This window comes from Methylotenera sp. (genome assembly GCF_013141425.1).
Taxonomy (GTDB): domain Bacteria; phylum Pseudomonadota; class Gammaproteobacteria; order Burkholderiales; family Methylophilaceae; genus Methylotenera.
The window spans coordinates 1-21,192 of the sequence record NZ_JABFRA010000053.1 but is presented as its reverse complement, the minus strand read 5'-3'; the positions used below and the strand labels follow the sequence as shown (position 1 = coordinate 21,192).

At 45.4% G+C, this 21,192-nt stretch carries 17 protein-coding genes; 7 read left to right on the top strand and 10 right to left on the bottom strand.

The genetic code is table 11. From position 1 onward, the window contains the following. Nucleotides 1-12: 12 nt before the first annotated feature. The gene (locus HOO90_RS04380) at nt 13-1,410 is read right to left on the bottom strand and encodes a glutamine synthetase family protein (RefSeq protein WP_292839864.1); all 1,398 of its coding nucleotides are present in this window, start codon (nt 1,408-1,410) and stop codon (nt 13-15) included. 73 nt (nt 1,411-1,483) lie between these two features. Further along, nucleotides 1,484-2,257, bottom strand: coding sequence for a gamma-glutamyl-gamma-aminobutyrate hydrolase family protein (locus HOO90_RS04375; RefSeq protein ID WP_292839861.1), 774 nt, complete (start codon nt 2,255-2,257; stop codon nt 1,484-1,486). A 214-nt stretch (nt 2,258-2,471) separates the two neighbouring features. Here HOO90_RS04375 and HOO90_RS04370 point away from each other — a divergent pair, with 214 nt between their 5' ends. After that, on the top strand, nt 2,472-4,055 hold the full coding sequence (locus tag HOO90_RS04370) for a PLP-dependent aminotransferase family protein (protein ID WP_292839859.1): 1,584 nt from the start codon (nt 2,472-2,474) through the stop codon (nt 4,053-4,055). A gap of 14 nt (nt 4,056-4,069) precedes the next feature. Beyond that, nucleotides 4,070-5,449 (top strand): Na+/H+ antiporter NhaA, encoded by a 1,380-nt coding sequence (nhaA, locus tag HOO90_RS04365; RefSeq protein WP_292839857.1) that lies wholly within the window; start codon nt 4,070-4,072, stop codon nt 5,447-5,449. A 57-nt stretch (nt 5,450-5,506) separates the two neighbouring features. Here the strand turns inward: nhaA and HOO90_RS04360 are convergent, their stop codons facing one another. Then, a complete protein-coding gene (locus HOO90_RS04360) occupies nt 5,507-6,847 on the bottom strand; it encodes an FAD-binding oxidoreductase (protein WP_292839855.1) in 1,341 nt (446 codons plus the stop codon). Between the two features lie 239 nt (nt 6,848-7,086). On the opposite strand from HOO90_RS04360, the gene HOO90_RS04355 reads away from it, so the two are divergent. After that, on the top strand, nt 7,087-8,472 hold the full coding sequence (locus tag HOO90_RS04355; RefSeq protein WP_292839852.1) for an aspartate aminotransferase family protein: 1,386 nt from the start codon (nt 7,087-7,089) through the stop codon (nt 8,470-8,472). On the opposite strand, the gene HOO90_RS04350 is transcribed toward HOO90_RS04355, so the two are convergent. From HOO90_RS04350 to HOO90_RS04335, 4 genes are all read right to left on the bottom strand, one after another. Continuing rightward, complete coding sequence (locus HOO90_RS04350; RefSeq protein WP_292839849.1) at nt 8,473-8,742, bottom strand: hypothetical protein; 270 nt, start codon at nt 8,740-8,742, stop codon at nt 8,473-8,475. Between the two features lie 32 nt (nt 8,743-8,774). Beyond that, nucleotides 8,775-9,152 (bottom strand): RidA family protein, encoded by a 378-nt coding sequence (locus HOO90_RS04345; RefSeq protein ID WP_292839846.1) that lies wholly within the window; start codon nt 9,150-9,152, stop codon nt 8,775-8,777. 73 nt (nt 9,153-9,225) lie between these two features. Further along, a complete protein-coding gene (gene alr, locus HOO90_RS04340) occupies nt 9,226-10,338 on the bottom strand; it encodes an alanine racemase (RefSeq protein ID WP_292839843.1) in 1,113 nt (370 codons plus the stop codon). 19 nt (nt 10,339-10,357) lie between these two features. After that, nucleotides 10,358-11,692, bottom strand: coding sequence for a D-amino acid dehydrogenase (locus HOO90_RS04335; RefSeq protein ID WP_292839841.1), 1,335 nt, complete (start codon nt 11,690-11,692; stop codon nt 10,358-10,360). Nucleotides 11,693-11,870: 178 nt separating this feature from the next. Between HOO90_RS04335 and HOO90_RS04330 the strand changes: the two genes are divergently transcribed. Next, nucleotides 11,871-12,365 carry a winged helix-turn-helix transcriptional regulator gene (locus HOO90_RS04330; protein ID WP_292839838.1) on the top strand — a complete coding sequence of 165 codons (495 nt, stop codon included), beginning with the start codon at nt 11,871-11,873 and terminating at the stop codon, nt 12,363-12,365. A gap of 65 nt (nt 12,366-12,430) precedes the next feature. Here HOO90_RS04330 and HOO90_RS04325 read toward each other — a convergent pair whose 3' ends face one another. Beyond that, nucleotides 12,431-14,641 (bottom strand): EAL domain-containing protein, encoded by a 2,211-nt coding sequence (locus HOO90_RS04325; protein ID WP_292839835.1) that lies wholly within the window; start codon nt 14,639-14,641, stop codon nt 12,431-12,433. Between the two features lie 179 nt (nt 14,642-14,820). Continuing rightward, on the bottom strand, nt 14,821-15,369 hold the full coding sequence (locus HOO90_RS04320) for a cupin domain-containing protein (RefSeq protein ID WP_366928741.1): 549 nt from the start codon (nt 15,367-15,369) through the stop codon (nt 14,821-14,823). Between the two features lie 163 nt (nt 15,370-15,532). On the opposite strand from HOO90_RS04320, the gene HOO90_RS04315 reads away from it, so the two are divergent. Continuing rightward, nucleotides 15,533-16,945 (top strand): aspartate aminotransferase family protein, encoded by a 1,413-nt coding sequence (locus tag HOO90_RS04315; RefSeq protein WP_292839829.1) that lies wholly within the window; start codon nt 15,533-15,535, stop codon nt 16,943-16,945. 176 nt (nt 16,946-17,121) lie between these two features. Next, on the top strand, nt 17,122-18,624 hold the full coding sequence (locus tag HOO90_RS04310; protein ID WP_292839826.1) for a CoA-acylating methylmalonate-semialdehyde dehydrogenase: 1,503 nt from the start codon (nt 17,122-17,124) through the stop codon (nt 18,622-18,624). A gap of 158 nt (nt 18,625-18,782) precedes the next feature. On the opposite strand, the gene rlmF is transcribed toward HOO90_RS04310, so the two are convergent. Further along, on the bottom strand, nt 18,783-19,733 hold the full coding sequence (gene rlmF, locus HOO90_RS04305) for a 23S rRNA (adenine(1618)-N(6))-methyltransferase RlmF (RefSeq protein ID WP_292839821.1): 951 nt from the start codon (nt 19,731-19,733) through the stop codon (nt 18,783-18,785). A 205-nt stretch (nt 19,734-19,938) separates the two neighbouring features. Here rlmF and HOO90_RS04300 point away from each other — a divergent pair, with 205 nt between their 5' ends. Then, nucleotides 19,939-21,153: an EAL domain-containing protein gene (locus tag HOO90_RS04300; RefSeq protein WP_292839818.1), complete on the top strand. Its 1,215-nt coding sequence runs from the start codon at nt 19,939-19,941 to the stop codon at nt 21,151-21,153. Nucleotides 21,154-21,192: the final 39 nt, after the last annotated feature.

Below are 21,192 nucleotides of genomic sequence, written 5' to 3'. Positions count from 1 at the left end.
AGCTCAACATCTCTAAACATGCATTAAAAGATGCTCGCGCTCCCACGGACTAATAACGCGCATAAACTCATCATGCTCGGCATCTTTCACCGCCAAATAAACATCGACAAAATCTTTGCCCAGCACTTCATGCAACGCTTGCGATTCTTCTAGTTCGCGAATCGCTTCAGACAAACCGCGCGGCAGTTGGTAATCCGAAGCATAAGCACTGCCAGTCGTCACTTCTGTCGGTTTCAGTTTTTCTTTAATGCCTAAGTAACCGCAGGCCAAGGTCACCGCCATCGCCAGATACGGGTTAGCATCTGCACCTACCACACGATTCTCTAGGCGACGGCCCGCTGGCTCTGAAATCGGCACGCGAATGCCAACGGTGCGATTATCGTAGCCCCATTCAATGTTAATTGGCGCAGCCCCATTACGCACAATACGGCGATAGGAGTTCACATAAGGTGCAAGTAAAACCATGGCGGCAGGCAGATATTTTTGCAGACCCGCAATATATTGAAAAAATATTTGTGAGGCGGTGCCATCGGCATTACTAAAAATATTCTGTTTAGTATGCGTATCAATCACACTTTGGTGAATATGCATGGCTGAACCTGGCTCATGCTGCATCGGCTTAGCCATAAAGGTGGCATACATACCATGACGCATCGCAGCTTCACGTAGCAAGCGCTTAAAGAAAAAGGATTTATCCGCCAAAATCATCGGCTCGTCGTGCAAAAAGTTGATTTCCATTTGCCCAGCACCGAATTCATGAATCAGCGTATCTAATTCCAAACCCATCAGCTCCGAATAATCGTAAATATCTTCAAACAGCGGGTCAAATTCATTCACGGCGTCAATGCTGTACAACTGGCGACTGGTTTCTTTGCGGCCACTGCGGCCAACAGGTGGGCTTAAGGCAATATCAGGGTCTGGATTACGCTCTAGCAAATAAAATTCCAGCTCTGGCGCTACAATCGGCGTCCAACCCAAATCTTTGTATAAATTCGTGACGCGTCGAAGCACATTTCTAGGCGCAAAATCAATGGGTTTACCAGAATGGTCGACGCAATCCATAATGACTTGTGCTGTGGGGTCTACTGCCCAAGGCACCAGTCTGAGGGTGGTTGGATCTGGAATAAGCACCATGTCTTTATCGGTAAAGCCAAACACACGATCGTAGCCCTCATTGCCTTCCGGCGATTCGCCTGTTACCGTCATACCAAACACCGCTTCTGGCAAACGCATGGCACGATCGGTTGAAAATTTTTCTCGCGGCAAAATCTTGCCACGCGCAACGCCCGTCAAGTCGGGAACCAAACATTCAATTTCGGTAATATTGTTTTCCGTCAACCACTTATCCATGTCCACATGGTTCTTATTGAGTTGATGGTTGCTTGCGTGATTATTATTCGATGCTGTCATTTTTATTCTCCTGTGAAGCTTTTATTAACAACTTATTGATTTGTTTTCATTGAAACTTTCCATCTTCTAAGTGTTAATCTGGCGGTTCATGCCTGCGCATTCTGAATCGACAAGCATCACCAAACGCCACAAATATTGCTAAATATTGTGGATTGTCCATAACTTTCCACTCGGGATGCCACTGTACACCGAGCGCGAAGGTTTTAGCATGAACAACACTTATCGCTTCAATTAAACCATCCGGCGCAAAGGCTTCTACCACCAAGTCAGCCCCTAGTCTAGCGATGCCTTGCCCATGAATCGAATTCACCTGCATTTGCTTAGCACCGACAATTTTGGCTAATTGGCCACCCGCCACGATATCAATGGAATGCGACGGTCCATATTGAATATCTACAGAAGCGCCTTTAAACTCACGATGATCTTGCAAACCTTCTACTTCATGTACGGCCTGATGCAAGCTACCACCAAATGCAACATTGATTTCCTGAAAACCACGGCAGATGGCTAAGAGTGGCACTTCGGCTTGAATACAAGCTTGTACTAGTTTTAAGGTGAGGGCATCACGCGCAGGGTCTAAAGGTAAGGTTGGATTCAGTATTTCTTGTCCAAAATGGGAAGGATGTACATTCGAAACTGCACCCGTTAGCAAAATACCATCGGCAATCGCTAAAAGTGCATCTAAATCGAATAAATCACTAATGGCCGGCACAATTAAAGGTATCGCACCTGCAGCCTCGGCAACTGCCAACAGATATTTATGACCCGCCATGTGATAGGGATGCTCACCTAACTGTTTAACATCTGCAGGAATTAAAACTACCGGTTTACGTTTTTTTGTCATCATTGGCTGATTTTTTATAAGGTTACAAATTATTGCATTGCCTCATTGCTAAGTATACTATTCCTTTAATTGGTAATACTTCAAGAGCCATTTAGATTATTTTAATAGAACCACTTTAAATTTTTCTAGTTTTAGTAGAAATTTAACCTAAAATTTAATTAGCCAATTAAATTTTTAGCTAGTGCTAACGATAGGTAGGCTAAGAATCTTCTATGCTATGAAACAACTCGTATTATCCGAATGGTTACTGACACAACTTAACCACGCCAATTTTCCGGTTCGCATGCCGAATCACCGACGCATTTACGAAGTGATTCGCCGCGCCATTACCACTCAAGTGCTTCCTGCAGGCGAGCGCCTGCCCTCGACCAGAAGATTAGCAGAGGATTTAGCCGTTTCACGTAACACTGTTTTGGCAGCATTTGAGCAGTTGCTCGATGAAGGCTACGTGGCTTCTCAAACGGGAAGTGGTACGTATGTCACTTACAATCTGCATGATGGTTTTCCAAAGAACCTCTCTAAAAATATAACAGATAAAGATAATGCAGTCGTAATCACTGAAAACTACGCCGAACTTTCTAGACGCGGGTTATTGGCATGCGGTTCAGCAAGCCAAAATCAAATTACATCAACCAATAACACTGCCACAATTAACAATATCCGAGTCAATAACGCCTGGGGCAACAACGCGCGAGCAAACAATGAAGTGCAGCCATTCACCCCTGGTGAAGACGATTACGCCAGTTTTCCCTACGTATTATGGCGTCGCTTACTTAATCGACAGTGGCGAACCCCAGACCCCGCACTGCTGGATTCCAGCCACGATGGCGGCTATTTACCTTTACGCAAAGCGATTGCAGATTACTTGCGGGTTTCGCGTGCGGTCAACCTCAGTTTTGATCAAGTACTTATTACTTCTGGTACACAACAGTCCATTGATTTATGTGCACGTCTGCTCACAGACCATGGCGATTGCGCATGGCTAGAAAATCCAGGCTATTGGGCCGCACAACGGGTACTTGAAGTAAATGGGCTTGCACTACACCCAGTCAATGTAGACAAAGAAGGGATGGCACCCAGTACTGCTGATTACCGAATACCGCCGCGCTTAATCTACACCACGCCCTCTCACCAATATCCAAAAGGTATGGTCATGAGTTACGGACGCCGTCGCTTATTACTGGATTATGCGCAAAATGTAAGTGCATGGATTATTGAAGATGATTATGACAGCGAGTTTCGTTTTGAAGGACGACCAATCTCGTCCTTACAAGGTATGGATCAAAACGACCGTGTGCTCTATTTAGGCACTTTTTCAAAGGTCATGTACCCTGGCATTCGCCTCGGCTATCTGGTGGTTCCCCCTAATTTAGTCGAAAGTTTCAAGCGTGGCCTGTACGAACTGCAACGACCTGGACAAGTAGTGATTCAAGCAGCACTGGCGGATTTTATAGAAGAAGGCTATTTTGCCAGCCATATCCGAAGGTTACGGCAGATATATGGCGAGCGTAGACGTTTATTACAGGCAGCACTTGCTCCAATAGCAAATGTTGGCGCTCGCCTTTCAACGGTCGATTCTGGCTTGCATTTGGTAGTGGAATTCGACCCAACGTGCGATGATGTTCGTATCGCTGAAATGGCGTCTGAACAAGGCTTACGGGTCTACCCACTTTCGCATTACTGCTTGGGCGAAAAATCCGAAAGAGGTCTGATTATTGGTTATGCCTACGCGGCCACCGAGCGCATTAAGCAATATGGCAATAAGTTAGCAGCAGTTATTCAAACAGCATTAAGTCAATAAACCAAGGATTTGCAATGTCAATCGACTATTCATCTGAAAAGAACACAGAAAAAGGCCTTATCTATGCGCCGTGGGAGCGGACATTTAACTTGGTGTTGACGCCATTTGAAGCATTTATTCATCGACAAACAACTAGCGGTTTATTATTGATGGGCACTGCAGTTGTCGCGCTCTTATTTGCCAATGGCTTTTTAGCAGAAGCCTACCAACATTTTATTCACACGCCTGTAGACATTGCCATCGGTGATTGGCGCATCCAGATGAGTTTGCATCACTGGGTGAACGACGGCTTGATGGCACTGTTTTTCTTTGTCGTGGGTTTAGAGCTAAAACGTGAAATCATGGTAGGTGAGCTATCGGATATTCGACAGGCAGCGTTACCCATTATTGCGGCAATTGGCGGCATGGTAGTACCCGCGCTTATTTATCTAGCTTTTAACCATAGTGGCGATGCCGCACGCGGCTGGGGAATCCCCATGGCAACTGACATTGCTTTTGCTGTAGGCGCGCTGGTTTTATTGGCGAAGCGTGTTCCTAAGTCGCTTATTACCTTTCTGGTCGCACTCGCAATTGCAGATGATTTAGGCGCTGTGTTGGTGATTGCAATATTTTATACTCAGGAATTATTACTGAGTTGGTTAGGCACCGCTATAGCCCTACTAGCACTGCTACTTACCTTTAATTTTGCGGGCATTCGTAAAATAATGCCCTATTTTTTAGTGGCGATTTTACTCTGGTATGCGCTTCTGCAATCTGGAGTACATGCCACACTAGCGGGTGTACTGGGCGCATTTACCGTACCAGCCAGATCAAAATACGACCCTGCCTTGTTTGTTGCCAGAATGAAAGCGCAAATTGAACATTTTGTAAGTAGCCGCAAGCAGGATGACAGTTTAATGACAAACGAAAAACTGTATTCCGTGGTTCAGCAGTTGGAAGAAAACGTTAAAGGGGTACAAACACCGCTACAGCGTTTGGAAAATATTTGGCATTTACCTGTGGCTTTTATCGTGATTCCAATCTTTGCCTTATTTAATGCGGGCATCCCAATTCAGTTAGCTGGGTTTAGTGAGATATTGACACACCCCGTGATGCTGGGCGTAACCTTTGGGCTGTTATTTGGTAAGTTTATTGGCATCACAGGCGCTTGTTGGTTGGCGTTACGTTTTGGCATCGGTCAACTGCCAACGGACACACGATTTAGTCAAATCGCAGCTGTTTCTGTGCTGGGAAGCATTGGTTTTACGATGTCAATTTTTATTGCTGAATTGGGATTTGCTAATCAGCCTGAATATTTGCTGATGGCTAAAACTGGCGTTCTGTCCGCCTCGCTATTAGCGGGTTTGCTAGGCTACGTATGGCTTTGGTGGCTGGGTAGAAAATCGGTACAATAGTTGCTGTACATTACGGTTACGGCACGTTATGTTACAGTAAGTTAGGTTGCAATATATTCAACCTAACTTATCGCGCAATTGATACCACAACATGCCGAGCACCAAAGCTGGTGTACGCAATAATTTTCCACCAGGAAAATCATGATGCTTGATTTGCGCCAGTAAATCTAAACGTTCCGCCTGACCCGCAATGGCCTCCGCAACTAATTTGCCAGCCAAGCCAGTAAGCGCGACGCCGTGTCCTGAAAAGCCTTGCAAGTAAAAAATATTAGGCGCAATACGACCAAAATCGGGTGCGCGATTCATGGTGATATCTACAAAACCGCCCCAAGTGTATTCAACCTTGGTGTTTTTAAGTTGTGGAAAAGTCTCCACCATACGCGCTTGCATATTCGCGGTAAGATTTGGCGGGGTCAAAGCGCTGTAGCTTACACGGCCACCATAAATCATGCGCGGCTCTGCTAATGTCGAACTTGCCGAGAACCTGAAGTAATCCAGCACAAAATTAGTATCACAAACTGCCGCATTACTCGGAATGAGCTTGGCAGCCAAGCTTGGCGAAATCGGTTCAGTGGCAATAATATATGTTCCCACGGGCATAATGCGCTTCGCCAACGTTGGCGCCAACTTTGGCGCTACTTCGGGTAGATACATATTCCCAGCCAGCACTACATATTTGGCTTTCACGCTGCCTGTTTCAGTTTGTAAATAAACGGTTTCACTGTCGATAGACTTGCCATGCTGCATGGCAATCACAGGCGATCGCTGATAAATGCGCGCACCAATCCGGCTGGCGCCCTTTGCCAAGCCAAGACAATAATTTAAGGGGTGCAAATGCCCAGAGCGTTTATCAAAATAACCGTTGAAATAACGTGGGCTGTCTATCCAATGACGAATATCTTTTGGTTCTATCCACTGCGCATCATTGTCATATTGGTAATGCTTGGTCATACCTTCATACCATTGACGCAAATAAGCGCCTTTTTTGGCGTTCACCGAAACACCAAGAAAACCATCGGTCAAATCGCATTTAATATCAAAACGTTTTACACGTTCGCGCACTAAATCCAGCGCTTCAATCGACATATCCCAAACTTTTTTGGCGGCATCAAAACCGATGGCTTTTTCAATCACCTCTTGCTCACATGCCAGGCCAGCAATAATTTGTCCGCCATTGCGACCACTCGCGCCCCAGCCTATGTGTTTTGCCTCTAAAACCACTACCGAATAACCACGATCAATTAATTCAATTGCGGCAGAAAGTCCGGCAAAACCGCCACCAACCACACAAACATCAGCTTCAATATTTGATTCTAATTTTGAATAGGTAGGCAGTTCATTTGCACTGGCGGCATAATAGGAATTTTGCGTAAGTTTTAACTCTGTTGCGGCGGACATTGTTTTCTCAATTTCTAAATTGCATAACTTCTAAATAGATAGGCTGCAATTAACTAACGGGGCTAACATCAAAAGTATCAGCTTTATTGGAATATCACAGTCTATAGTTCAAATTTATTCAATGTTAAACTAATTTTCAGTATAAACACCAGTACCAATTTATAAAATTTGTTAAAACCACTTGGCTACACGCTTGGTAAAACTACCTTGTCCACAATATCAGGTGTAAAGTATAAGTTATGTCTCATGCTAATCTATTAAACAATGCGGTGTCCATGCTGGCAAGCGAATGTGACTTTTATCTCAAGTTACATCCAAGCTCGGTCGCGCTTTCAGGCAAAACCAGTCCACATTTTTTGTATGGCGTACCCATGCATTGGATGAATGACTGGGGTACACCTGTGCCGCTCTTTGTGGAGCATGCGCAAGGCGCCCAGTTCATCTGCGCGGATGGTATTCAATACGCCGATTTTTGCTTGGGTGATACAGGTGCGATGTTTGGCCACAGTCCTGCGCCTATTGCACAAGCCATTGCTGCACAAGCTAGCCGGGGCTTTACCGTCATGTTGCCTTCCACACTAGCACCAAATGTTGGTGAAACTTTGGCCGAGCATTTTGGCTTAGCTTGCTGGCAACTGGCAACTACCGCCACCGATGCCAATCGCTTTGTTTTGCGCTGGGCGCGTGCCGTTACTGGTCGGAAGAAATTATTGGTGTTTGATGGCTGTTATCACGGGACTATTGACGACACCATGGTTGACATAGTGTTAGGTGATGACACAATGGTAGACACAACAGAACGTAAAACCGTCAATCGCGACAGTTTACTTGGTCAAGTGACGGATTTAGCTTTGTATACCGTGGCGGTGCCATTCAATGACATTGCAGCCGTTGAACGCGAGCTGGCTAAAGGCGACGTTGCCTGTTTGTTAACCGAACCCGCTTTGACCAATTGTGGCATGGTATTGGCTAACACAGGGTTTATTGAAGGCTTGCGCGCGCTCACTAAAAAATATGGTAGTTTGCTCATTTTGGATGAAACTCATACCATCTCGACTGGGCGTGGTGGCTGGGCAAAAGCAAACAACATTACCCCCGACTTTTTAGTGGTTGGTAAACCTATTGCTGGCGGCCTGCCTGCTGCCGCTTACGGATTTAGTACTGACATGGCAGCGCGATTGAAAAAGGCAAAAGACCAAGCGCCAGCTGGGCATTCTGGCATTGGCACCACGCTATCGGGCAGTATGATGACGCTAGCAGCCATATATGCCACCTTAACCGAAGTTGCCACACCAGAGGCTTACACCCACATGCTTAGTCTGGCGGCATTGCTAGAAAAGCAATTGACCGAATCAATCCAGTCAAAAAACTTACCTTGGAACATTACACGCTTAGGTGCTAGGCTGGAATTGCAGTTTTGCGCGCAAAGCCCAAAAAATGCGCAGCAAGCGCGTGACGCTCAAAACGAGACTCTTGAAAGCGCAATTCATCTTTATTTGTTAAATCGCGGCGTTTTGCTCACGCCGTTTCATAACATGATGTTAATTTGCCCAGCAACCCGTCATGAGGATATTGACAAGCTATTGCAAGTGTTTAATCAATGTCTTGATGCCATAACACAATAATTAAGACTCATGGTCAGGCTGAGGCGCACTTTCAGCAAACGCTTTCGGTGGTGCGCGCAGCGTAAAATAACCAACAAAAATGGGAAGACTAATGAGAATCAAGCCAAAAATAAAAAAGACGATGGTGGCGGCGTAGTCGCCATGAAGTTCTGCTGCTGCATCAGCGGACAATATAATAATTAAGGCCATACCTAGTAAGAATAACCCTGGCAAGCCAAAAATTACGGCAGTGACTATAGTAAATATCAAGCCCTTTGTTTTTTTGTCCATGTATGCATCACCTTAAAACAGTTGCTTTGGGTTTATTTAATTAAGGAAACAATCGCTTCAATTTCCACCAAAACATCGCGTGGTAATTTCGCCACTTGCACGGTCGAGCGCGCTGGCGTATGGCTACCAAACGTTTCCCCATACACTTTATTCATGGCGACAAAGTCATCCAGATTTTTCAAAAAAACCGTAGTTTTAACCACTTTGTCTAAGCTTGCACCTGCGGCTTCAATCACCGCTTTCAGGTTAGCCAGCACTTGAGTGGTCTGTGTAGTAATATCGCCATCATTTAACGTGCCATCTGCACGTAGCGGAATTTGACCAGAAGTAAATAACAAATCACCCACCACCATGGCTTGTGAATAAGGGCCAATCGCAGCCGGTGCATTGGGAGTTTGAATTACGTGCATATGAAAACCTTTTTTAAATAATTAATGTTTTGAAAATACTATTGAAGTTAATAGTTGAATTATATATTGCCCACTAGATATTCGATGCATCGTAGTATTGAAAATGAACGCGTTTAACATTGCAAAATAACTCATAGGAAATGGTGGCAGCGGCTTTTGCCACTGCATTTGCGGGTACCTGATTCCCCCACAACTCAACCTGACTGCCGATAGTTGCGTTTGGAACGTCCGTTAAATCGACAAACAACATGTCCATCGACACACGCCCGAGTATTCGCGTTAGTGTACCTTCAACCGCAACTGGCGTATCGGTACTTGCAGCCCGCGGATAGCCGTCTGCATAGCCGCAAGCGACTACTCCCACCTTGGTATGTCGCGCTGCAGTAAACAAACTACCATAGCCAATGGATTGGCCTATATCAATATTCTGAATCGCGATAATTTTCGACGTCAATTGCATGACTGGTTTTAAAACTAATGCTTGCGATGCCTGAATAATTGGGTTAGCGCCGTACAACATAATGCCAGGCCGCGACCATTGATGTTGCCTTTCACGCAGAACTTGCGTCTTTTGCCAGCCAAGAATTGCCGCAGAATTGGCTAAGCTCAACTGCGCATGCACTGGCAGATTTAAAGCATAAATCGTCGTATGAAAAACTTCACTTTGCTGCAAAGTATGCTGGGAATCTAAATTATCAGCGTTCGCAAAATGTGACATCAGCACGATAGTAGCTACATCTTTATGGTCTTTCAGGCGCGCGTAAGCTTTTGCATATTCATCGGGCGACAAACCCACGCGATGCATGCCGCTGTCCATTTTTAACCAAATATGCAGCGGTTTTGATAGGTTTGCCTTCAGTAGGATATCAATTTGCCACTGCGCGTGTATTACTATCCACAAATCATGCGCCACAATATCGGGCAATTCTATCGCCTCAAAAAAACCTTCCAGCAACAAAATAGGCTCGAGGATGTCCGCTTTACGTAACTGCAAAGCCTCTTCTAAACAAGCTACGGCAAAGCCATCCGCCTCGCCTTCTATGGCCTTAGCACAATGCAAGGCGCCATGGCCATACGCATTGGCTTTAATCACTGCCAACGCTTTGCCACCGTGCAATTGTTTGGCGACACGGTAATTGTGTCGGAATGCATCCAAGCGGATATGGGCGGTTGTTGGGCGAGACATGGCTTAAATTTTGATAATCTTATGTTTTGATTACATTAGGCTTAGTGAGGGCAGGTTTTTGTACGCCTTTATTGTAGCGGCTTCCAGCGTATCGACCAAGTGCAAAATCATCGCTTTGAATTGCAGGCTGGTGGTTGGCGATTAAATCTGCTAACAATTGCCCAGAACCACACGCCATGGTCCAGCCAAGCGTGCCATGGCCGGTATTGAGCCACACGTTGTTATACAGGGCAGAAGCCTTACCGATAATCGGCGTGCCATCGGGCGTCATAGGACGTAACCCTGCCCAGAACAGAGATTGCGACACATCGCCCGCGTTCGGGAACAAGCTGTTAAGCACCATTTCTAAGGTCTCACGGCGGCGCGGATTTAGACTTAAGTCAAAACCAGCCAACTCTGCCATGCCGCCCACGCGAATTCGATTATCAAATCGGGTAATGGCCACTTTATAAGTTTCGTCCATCACCGTTGAAATAGGCGCAGCATCAGCGTTTACCACAGGCACCGTCAGTGAATATCCTTTTACTGGATAGACGGGAATATCCAGGCTCAAGCCTAGCATCAGTTGGCGAGAATAACTACCAAGCGCCACCACATATTGGTCTGCCTGTATTGTTTCCAAGCCATCTACCGAGCTGATTTCCACGCCGTTCAACTGGCCATTAGCGGTGACTAAGCGCTCTATCGTCACCTCATGCAGAAACATCACACCAAGTTTTTTTGCTTCCAATGCCAAATTAGTAGTAAATAATTGGCAATCGCCCGTTTCATCATTGGGTAAACGCAAGCCGCCTAATAATTGGTCTTTTACCAAAGCTAGCGCTGGCTCTGCAAGCGCACAGCCCTCAGGGTCAAGATGCTCAAACGGTACGCCCATGCGACTCAACACGGCGATGTCTTTCGCTTCGGCATCTAGCTGCTTTTGTGTACGGAACACTTGCAAGGTGCCACGTGTGCGGCCTTCATAGCTGATGCCTGTATCGGTACGCAGTTGGCCTAGGCAATCACGGCTATATTCGGCCAAACGCACCATGCGCTCTTTGTTGCGGGCGTAGCTTTGCGCATTGCAATTCCCAAGTAGCTTTAGCGTCCATTCAATTTGCCAAAGGGTCCAATCTGGTTTTAGCGCGAGCGGTGAATGACGCTGAAATATCCACTTAAGCGCCTTCATTGGCACACCTGGTGCCGCCCATGGCGCTGAATAGCCAGGTGAAATTTGCCCAGCGTTGGCAAAGCTGGTTTCCAAACCTACGGCGGGCTGTCGATCGATTACCGTGACATCGAAGCCATTCTTGGCCAAGTAATAGGCACTTGTTACGCCCACGACACCCGAACCTAAAATAAGTACACGCATGATAATTCTCCAAAACCAACAAATAAAGAATAGCTGTAGTTTATTTACTATTATCAACATAATATAACTTAATATTTAATAAAATTTAGATAATTAATCTAATTTTTATTAAATAGAAATAACAATTAACTAAAAATAAGTTTTACTATAGTGTAAATTTAATTTTAAAGGCAAAATCATGCGTATCCGCACCCATGCTGTTCGTGAACTTGATCGTATTGACCATAAAATACTTGCCGTGTTGCAAGAAAATGCCCGTATACCAATTACCGAACTGGCAGAGCGCGTAGGCTTATCTGTAACCCCTTGCGGCGAGCGCGTCAAAACCTTAGAAAAAGAAGGTGTGATTTTAGGCTACCACGCAAGGCTCAACCCACACACGCTTGGTCTTAGCTTACTGGTATTTGTCGAATTAAAACTTTCCACCAAATCGGGCGCAATTTTCAGCAAGTTTAAGCAAGAGATTCTTAAATTACCAAGCGTGCTGGAATGCCATTTAGTTTCAGGTGATTTTGATTACCTAATCAAAGCCCGCATCGCGCAGATGACCGACTACCGCTCGCTACTCGGTGATATTCTGCTAACCCTACCAGGCGCGCAGGAATCCAGAAGTTACATCGTGATGGAAGAAGTCAAAGAAGGGTTTGCCCTGCCACTGATTGAAATAGAGTGAAAAAGTGTGCACTTCAGGCCAATATCCATAAGGCTTGCAGGGTATGCTATTTATAATAGATATCTTTAAAGATTAATCGTTCGATTAAAGAAAGATTCTACTTGGCTATGCGAGATGGGTTTGCTGATTAAATAACCTTGAATTTCATCACAACCCAGTTCTCTTAAAAAGGCTAATTGTTCTTTTGTTTCAATGCCTTCACTGACCACTCGCAGTTTTAATGCATGTGCCAGATTTATAATCGCCGTCACAATTTCTGCATCATCATTATTGGTTAGAACGTCGTTAATAAAGCTTTTATCAATCTTTACCGCATCAATCGGCAAGCGCCTTAATTGGCCCAAATTAGAGTGCCCAGTGCCAAAGTCATCAATGTATAAGTGCAGGTGAAGTGCGCGCATTTCCGCGAGAATTTCCATGGTCATTTCGGGGTCTTCCATGGTTGCACTTTCGGTAATTTCAATGTTCAGCATGGAGGGATTCATGCCGGTCATTTTGATAATTTCGAGAATATCGCCAATTAAGGATAAATCGCTAAATTGGCGCGGTGAAATGTTCACAGCAACCGCAGGCGGATTTAAACCAGCGTCATTCCAGCGAACCCATTGCTCGCATGCTTCTCGAATTACAAATCGCCCAATTGGCACAATCAAGCCAGTTTCTTCTGCTATCGGGATAAATTTATCGGGGCCAGTTAACACGCCCTTATTGGTTAACCAGCGAACGAGCGCCTCTAAACCCACTACCTGATTGGTGCGTAAATCCACTTTTGGCTGATACATTAGCAACAGTTCGCCTTTTTCTAACGCTTGCCTTAAGCCGTTTTCAATCTGCAATTGCTCATGCGCAAGTTCGTTCATGTCTTCGCTAAAATACTCAAAACCACTGCGCTTGCTCTTGGCTTGATACATGGCCAAATCGGCTTGCCTGAGCAATGCATTCGAATCGGTAGCATCGTTCGGATAAACGCTAATGCCAATACTAGCGCCAACGCTGTAACGCCGGCCATCCAGCTCAAATGGCTCGGAAACGATGCCGATAATTTTTCGCGCTAAGTTACTTGCAGCGTTGTTAACCGGCGGGTGAGTATACACCACGGCAAATTCATCGCCACCTAGTCTGGCGACAAAATCATCGGCGCGCAAAATATCATTTAATCGAAGCGCGATAATTTTGAGCACTGCGTCGCCAATCTCGTGGCCTTCCGAATCATTAATTTTCTTAAAGCGGTCTAAATCAATAAACAATAAATAAACTTGCTGCTTTTGCCGTTGCGCCTGCGCCAAACTGTGGGTTAAAAAGTCCTGAAAATAAGTACGATTTGGCAAGGCGGTTAAAGGGTCATGATTCGCTAATTTATTGAGTTCCGCTTCGGCATGATGCCGCTCAGAAAATGCCGAGGCTACAAATAGCCCCCCCAAGGCCATTGGCACCAAGCCAACTTTTAGTGTGAATATCGCTTGTGCGTAAAAAGCCGTATTGATTTGGTCAAATTTATAAACTACCGAAAAAAACGCAATAATAGCCGCTACAAAAATCGCCGAATGGGTGGCGATTGTTTTAAATCGAAGTGCGGCTAACAGAACAAAGCCCAATAAAACAAAAATAATAATCTCTGACGAACCCAGCATTTGGCCGTTTTGAATGGTAAGCCAAGAAACCACACACATCGTAAAAAAGACGACGGCAGATTCATTTTTATCTTGCTGACTAAAGTAATATTTTTGATAGGAGAATAATGAAAGCAAAAGCGGCACAGTTATATAAGCCAGCACCAATTCATTAAACCACCAAGACATAATGCTTTGCGCAACGTTATCCCAAGTGACAAAGCCGAACGCTTGAATACTTAAAATGGAGATGACAGCATGAGCCGCACTGGCAAGCGGCGTTGCTACAAAGGCAAAAACTGCAACGTCTGAAACTTGATTGATTATAGAAACAGAAGAATTGCTTACTTTTATAAAATAATAAAATATAAGTGCCGATACACCTGCGCCGATCGCCAAGGTCAGCGCCAAAAGCCATGGCATTTTCAGCAGATGAAATATGAGCGAACCTAGTACGATACCTAAAACCCCAGTCCAACTGTAACGAATAGTAATTACTGCGGCTAAAGCAATTGCGGGAAGTTCAAAATACGAAGTGGCATCAATATAAGGCGCTAAGAAAACGCCTAAATAGGCCACGACAAAATAGACGAAGGCAATATAGCCTGCTTTGGCAAATACAGGTTTAATTTGCTCAACATTTGGAACGCTAAACTTCAATTCCATCGACTAATACCCATTTATTTATCAACTCGCATATTGAAGCCATTCTAGCGCATTGCCAAAAGAATAAAAAACAAAAACACCAACAAAACTCTATCAAGCCCTATCAATTAGCGGATTTATTGATTTAAATCAGCCACAGATTTAACTAAACTAAAACGATTAAATTGTTTAGTCTAAGTTTAAAACGTCGGCGGACTGCAAGAACTCACCAAAGTACAAACTTGTGTGCCCGCGTTGCGAAATCGATGCGGCTCATTACTATTAAAATAATACGCATCGCCCACACCTAGCACCCTTGTTGATTCTGCTACTGTCACTTCCAATCGGCCTGAGAGAATCACACCGCCCTCTTCACCTTCATGTTGCAACATCACCAAGCCAGTATCTGCCCCAACTGCATAAGTTTCATAGAGAATCTGCAGCACATGGCCCGATTTGGCCGAGCCAATTTGCCGATAAGAAATACCAACACCACCACTAATCTCGGTTAAATCCTGCGCACGATAAAACACTTCACTTTTCATGTTGGGCAATTCGTCTGAAAAGAATTCGGCCAGAGTCATGGGAATACCCGCCAATATGCGCTTTAGCGCACTGACAGAGGGGCTGGTATTGCCCGATTCAATCAGCGAAATCGTCGCATTCGCAACACCCGCCCGTTTGGCTAAAGCACGTTGTGATAATTGATGGCGCAAACGCACAATTTTTAGTTTTAAACCTACGTCAATCTCCATTTGCCTGCTTCCAAGTGTTTAAAGTGTTAAATATACAATAACAATTAAATAATTAAAACCAATAAAATCAGTAAATTATCTATTTTAAAAACCAGTGTTGACATACTTTTCTAAACACTTGAAGATGCATGAGAACATTTATTTCAGGAATCCATTAATGTCAGCAAACAACACCATTCAATTGCCAAATTTATCGCATTACTGGATGCCCTTTACCGCGAACCGCCAGTTTAAGTCCATGCCCAGACTGTTTAAGGCGGCAAAAGGCAATTACTTTACCTCGCTTGATGACAGAAAGATATTAGATGGCACCGCAGGCTTGTGGTGCGTGCCTGCAGGGCATGGGCGCAATGAAATCGCTACGGCTGTCGGTAATCAATTACTCACACTAGACTACGCCCCCGCCTTTCAATCTAGCCATCCATTAGCATTTGAAACGGCAGAGCGTTTGGCCGCTTATATGCCCACTGGGCTAGACCGCATCTTCTTTACCAATTCCGGTTCAGAATCAGCCGATACTGCCTTAAAAATCGCGCTGGCTTATCATCGTGTGACGGGCAACCCCTTACGTAATAAACTCATTGGCCGCGAGCGTGGCTACCACGGTGTGAATTTTGGTGGCATTGCCGTGGGCGGCATTGCCAGTAATCGCAAAGCTTTTGGCAACGGGTTAACAGGGGTTGACCACATTCGCCATCCGCTCGACATTGCCAACAATGCCTTTACCAAGGGAATGCCTGCAGATGGCGGCATTGCCCTAGCCAATGAATTTGAACAACGCATCCTCACACTACACGACCCCTCCACCATCGCGGCCTTGATTGTTGAACCCATGCAAGGCTCTGCAGGCGTGATTGTGCCACCTGCAGGTTATTTAAAACGCTTGCGTGAAATCTGCACCAAACACGGTATTTTACTGATTTTTGATGAAGTGATTACAGGTTTTGGGCGCCTCGGTACTCGTTGGGGATCCGATTATTTTGAGGTTATCCCCGACATTTTAACTTGCGCCAAAGGCCTGACCAACGGCGTGGTGCCAATGGGTGCCGTTTCCGTTAAACGCGAGCTCTACGATGCCTTTATGGAAAACTCTGCCGCAGGTGCCATTGAATTACCACATGGTTACACCTACAGCGCCATTCCTATTGCCTGTGCAGCCGCCATTGCCACACTGGATATTTTCGCCCAAGAAAAACTAGAAGACCGCGCAGCAGGTCTAAGCAGTCATTTTGAGTCCTGTGCGCATGGCCTAAAAGGCCTGCCCATGGTGAAAGACATCCGCAATATCGGCTTAGTTGCAGGCATCGAGTTTGAAACTATTCCCAATCGACTTGGAGCTTTTGCCTTTGCGGTTTATTTAAAATGTTACGAATTAGGCTTACACGTGCGCTACACCGGCGACATTATTGCGATTTCACCGCCACTGACTATCGAAAAACATGAAATTGAACGTATATTCAGCACCTTAAGCGACGCGATTAAATTTGTTGCATCTCAAGGTGAAGCGGGCTTGAATGCAAATAATTATCTTAAAAATGAGCAGGATTGGGCGGCAATATCACCAAGATGACAGAAGTTATTTAAATGTCAAAACGGCCCTCTCCCCAACCCTCTTCCACAGGTGGGCGAGGAAGTTCAACTCCCGAAAAACGTTTATGTGAAGGCGAGTTCGGCACCCCTCGCCCGTTTACGGGAGAGGGCTGGAGGAGAGGGCAAATAATAATTTAATTGCATTGGAGCTAAAAAATGAGCAGTAAAATCATCGGTCACTACATTAACGGCCAACATATTGCAGGCGCTAGCGGCAGGCTCAGCGACGTATTCAACCCCGCCACAGGTGAAGTACAAGCCAAATTAAGTAACGCCAATGTTACAGAAACAGAAGCCGCCATTAGCGCTGCCCAAGCAGCTTTTCCTGCTTGGGCAGCCACCCCTGCTTTACGTCGTGCGCGTGTGATGTTTAAATTTAAAGCCTTGCTTGATGAGCATGCTAACGATCTAGCCAAAGCCATTTCGCTTGAACACGGTAAAACCATTAGCGACGCCCGCGGTGAAGTCACCCGAGGTATTGAAGTGGTGGAGTTCGCCTGTGGCGCGCCCCATTTGCTCAAGGGCGATTTTAACGAACAAGTCGGCACTGGCATTGACACCTACAGCATGCATCAACCTTTAGGCGTGGTGGCTGGCATTACCCCGTTTAACTTTCCAATTATGGTACCGCTGTGGATGATTCCAATGGCCTTAGTCACAGGCAACACCTTTGTGCTAAAACCCTCTGAAAAAACGCCGAGTGCTAGTTTAATGCTTGCCGATTTGTTAGCCGAAGCTGGCTTACCTGCAGGCGTATTCAACTTAGTGAATGGCGATAAAGAAGCGGTTGACGTGATGCTAACTGACAAGCGTATTCAAGCCATCAGTTTTGTCGGCTCTACCCCAATTGCTGAATACATTTACAGCACTGGCACCAAAAACGGCAAACGAGTTCAGGCCTTGGGCGGCGCAAAAAATCACTTGGTGGTCATGCCCGATGCAGATTTAGACCAAGTGGCAGATGCGCTTATTGGCGCTGGCTATGGTTCTGCAGGCGAGCGCTGCATGGCGATTTCCGTTGCCGTCACTGTAGGCAATATCGCGGATAAATTAATAGAAAAATTAGTTGAAAAAGTTAAAACCATCACTATCGACCAAGGCTTAAATGAAAAAGCTGACATGGGGCCATTGGTAACACCGCAACACTATGCCAAAGTAAAAGAGTATGTGGATTTAGGTGTGGCTGAAGGGGCTAAGTTAGTGATTGATGGTCGCAACTACGTTCAAAAAGGCTTTGAAAACGGCTTCTTTTTAGCGCCCTGTTTGTTTGACCATGTGACTAAAAACATGCGTATTTACCAAGAAGAAATTTTTGGCCCAGTGTTAAGCGTAGTACGCGCTGCAACCTTTGAGGAAGCGCTGCAGTTAGTGAACGACCATGAATTTGGCAACGGCACGGCCATTTTCACGCGCGATGGTGAAGCCGCTCGTGAATTTACCAGCCGCGTGCAAGCTGGCATGGTGGGCGTGAATGTCGCCATTCCTGTGCCGATAGCGTTTCACAGCTTTGGTGGCTGGAAACGCTCGCTGTTTGGCGACCACCACATTTACGGCACAGAAGGCATCCGCTTTTATACGCGCCTAAAAACCACCACCTCGCGCTGGCCAGCCAGCAATAAAAGTACCGGTTCTGAATTTGTCATGCCAACCATGAAATAAGTACAATTTGCCTAACTTTTGATAAGGCAATCTATAGCCAAACTTAAAATAACGTCATTCCCGCCTGCGCGGGAATGACGACTGTGAAAATTGAAAACTCTATTCATTTCAGCAAGCATTTTTGATAAAGATTAGCAATAAGTTAAGTCAAACTAAACTTACCAGCGGCTACTGCGCCAAGCCAGTCGCTGGTTAGCCGTCTGAAACGTCCAGGCCACCATGCGACTTTTCTTTTGCCCTTGCGCCATTTCTATGGTTTGCACCTCCAGTGCACGCACATTTTTAAGGGCACGATACACAGCAGGCAAACTCGCCACTTTAGAAATTAAACTGGTAAACCACAGACATTGCGCTGCAAACTGCTGACTCTCCACCACCATGCGGCACACAAACGCTTCTTCGCCGCCTGCACAATACAACTCCGCCGCTTGCCCACCAAAATTCAATACGGCTGATTTTGCAACTGACTTGCCTAAACCCTGCCATTTACGTTGCGTACCCGCTTGCGCTTCGGCTAAAGAAACATGAAATGGTGGGTTGCACAGGGTTAAGTCAAATAAATCATCTACCTGCACAACACCTTTAAAAATATTACTTACAGAGTTCTGTTGGCGCAGCTCAATCTGCTGCGCCTTGCCTGAATTAGCCTGCAAAATACATTGCGCATTCTTAAGTGCATTGACATCTATATCCGCTCCCACAAACCGCCATGCATATTCATGGTTGCCAATCAGCGGATAAATTAAATTGGCGCCAACACCAATATCCAACACACGCACAGCCTCGCCTACTGGAATAACACCGTCATTAGACCCAGCCAACAAATCCGCCAAATAATGCACATAATCCGCCCGACCTGGAATCGGCGGGCAAAGATACTGCGCAGGAATGTCCCACTCAGAAATCGCGTAAAACTGCTTTAACAAGGCCTGATTAAGCGCCTTTACCGCCTGTGGGTTCGCGAAATCAATCGAAGCCGTTTGATAAGCATTCAATTGCACAAATGGCGCAAGCGCAGGGTTGGCTTGAATAAGCAGCTCAAAATCATAACGGCCGCGGTTTTTGTTCCGCGGGTGCAACTGCGTTTTAATTATTTCAGAATTCGCCATTTTGCTAAATCATGCCAATTAAAAGTCAGCCAGCATAGCATCAAATAGATATTTCACTCAAAGTGAAAAGCCCGAATAAAGCCTATAAATACGCTTTATTCATCAAAGTGAATTTACAGTGCACACAGTAAAATTTGCCAAGGAATAAGTAACTTTTTGTTAATTTATTTGAACTATCTAAAAGCACAATTTGAGAGTTGAGAATATGGAAGATCAAGCATATATCGGGCGTCAGCCAATTATGGATGAAAAACAGCAAATCATCGGCTACGAGCTATTTTTCAGGCACAGTGCCGATGCGCAAAGTGCCGTGTTTGAAGACGAATTCAAAGCCTATTCCAGCGTATTGATGAACACCATTGGCGGAGTAGATATTCAATGGCTACTGGGCGAAAAATTAGCCTTTATAAATGTCAACGAAGCCATGCTTAAAAGTGAGTTCATTGAACTCATGCCACCACAGCGCACCGTGCTTGAGGTGCTTAGAACGATAAATCCAACGGCAGAGATTGTTGCACGCTGCCAAAGCTTGCGTGAGCAAGGCTACAAAATCGCATTGGATAACCCGCAATTAAGCACAGAACCCTCGCCTTTATTAGATTGTGCAGATTACATTAAAATCGACATTCAAAGCCTAACCACCGCAGAACTACAAAAAGCCTTCTATCAATTGCACACCCCATCCGTCAAGATGATTGCAGAAAAAGTAGAAACCGATCAGCAATTTGACGACTGCAAACACATCGGTTTTCGAATTTTTCAAGGCTTTCATTTTGCCCGCCCAGAAACATTTACCGCAAAAGTCATTAACGCCTCATTCGATAGCGTATTGAATATACTCAACACTGTAAGCCAAGATGCTGAAATTGACGTGATTGAAGCTGGATTTAAAAAAGACACGGCTTTATCGTTTAAGCTCTTACGCTACATTAACTCGGTGGGATTTGGGCTGTCATTCGAAATTCAATCCATCAATCACGCGCTCACCATACTCGGCAGAAAACAACTGTATCGCTGGTTGACACTGCTTATGGTAACCGCAGGCGAAAACTCCACCCCGCCCGCACTGATGAAAACCTCAATCACGCGTGGCAGACTCACCGAACTACTCGGCGAAACCTATTTTGAAAAACACGACCGCGACAACCTGTTTATTGTCGGCGTATTCTCACTTTTAGACGCCATTTTAAAAATGCCAATGGACAAAGTGCTAGAAAAAATCCAACTGCCTGAAGCGGTAAATGAAGCACTACTGACGCGCGAAGGCATCTACGGCCCATTCCTACAACTAACCGAAGCCTGCGAAGACGCCAATAGCGAGCGCATTTTACAGCTAGCCGAACTACTGCAATTTGACGCAGAAAAAGTAAACGAATGCCATATTTCTGCACTGGCGTGGGTTGAAACGCTGGGAATTTGATGGTTACTAGACTGCCAAACTAAGCATTTACGTGACAAT

Coding starts and splice junctions, on each gene's coding strand:
- HOO90_RS04355 (WP_292839852.1), top strand. CDS start 7,087: ATGTCTCATGCTAATCTATTAAACAATGCGGTGTCCATGCTGGCAAGC.
- HOO90_RS04350 (WP_292839849.1), bottom strand. CDS start 8,742: ATGGACAAAAAAACAAAGGGCTTGATATTTACTATAGTCACTGCCGTA.
- HOO90_RS04360 (WP_292839855.1), bottom strand. CDS start 6,847: ATGTCCGCCGCAACAGAGTTAAAACTTACGCAAAATTCCTATTATGCC.
- HOO90_RS04300 (WP_292839818.1), top strand. CDS start 19,939: ATGGAAGATCAAGCATATATCGGGCGTCAGCCAATTATGGATGAAAAA.
- HOO90_RS04375 (WP_292839861.1), bottom strand. CDS start 2,257: ATGATGACAAAAAAACGTAAACCGGTAGTTTTAATTCCTGCAGATGTT.
- HOO90_RS04370 (WP_292839859.1), top strand. CDS start 2,472: ATGAAACAACTCGTATTATCCGAATGGTTACTGACACAACTTAACCAC.
- HOO90_RS04380 (WP_292839864.1), bottom strand. CDS start 1,410: ATGACAGCATCGAATAATAATCACGCAAGCAACCATCAACTCAATAAG.
- HOO90_RS04335 (WP_292839841.1), bottom strand. CDS start 11,692: ATGCGTGTACTTATTTTAGGTTCGGGTGTCGTGGGCGTAACAAGTGCC.
- rlmF (WP_292839821.1), bottom strand. CDS start 19,733: ATGGCGAATTCTGAAATAATTAAAACGCAGTTGCACCCGCGGAACAAA.
- HOO90_RS04330 (WP_292839838.1), top strand. CDS start 11,871: ATGCGTATCCGCACCCATGCTGTTCGTGAACTTGATCGTATTGACCAT.
- HOO90_RS04345 (WP_292839846.1), bottom strand. CDS start 9,152: ATGCACGTAATTCAAACTCCCAATGCACCGGCTGCGATTGGCCCTTAT.
- nhaA (WP_292839857.1), top strand. CDS start 4,070: ATGTCAATCGACTATTCATCTGAAAAGAACACAGAAAAAGGCCTTATC.
- HOO90_RS04325 (WP_292839835.1), bottom strand. CDS start 14,641: ATGGAATTGAAGTTTAGCGTTCCAAATGTTGAGCAAATTAAACCTGTA.
- HOO90_RS04315 (WP_292839829.1), top strand. CDS start 15,533: ATGTCAGCAAACAACACCATTCAATTGCCAAATTTATCGCATTACTGG.
- HOO90_RS04310 (WP_292839826.1), top strand. CDS start 17,122: ATGAGCAGTAAAATCATCGGTCACTACATTAACGGCCAACATATTGCA.
- alr (WP_292839843.1), bottom strand. CDS start 10,338: ATGTCTCGCCCAACAACCGCCCATATCCGCTTGGATGCATTCCGACAC.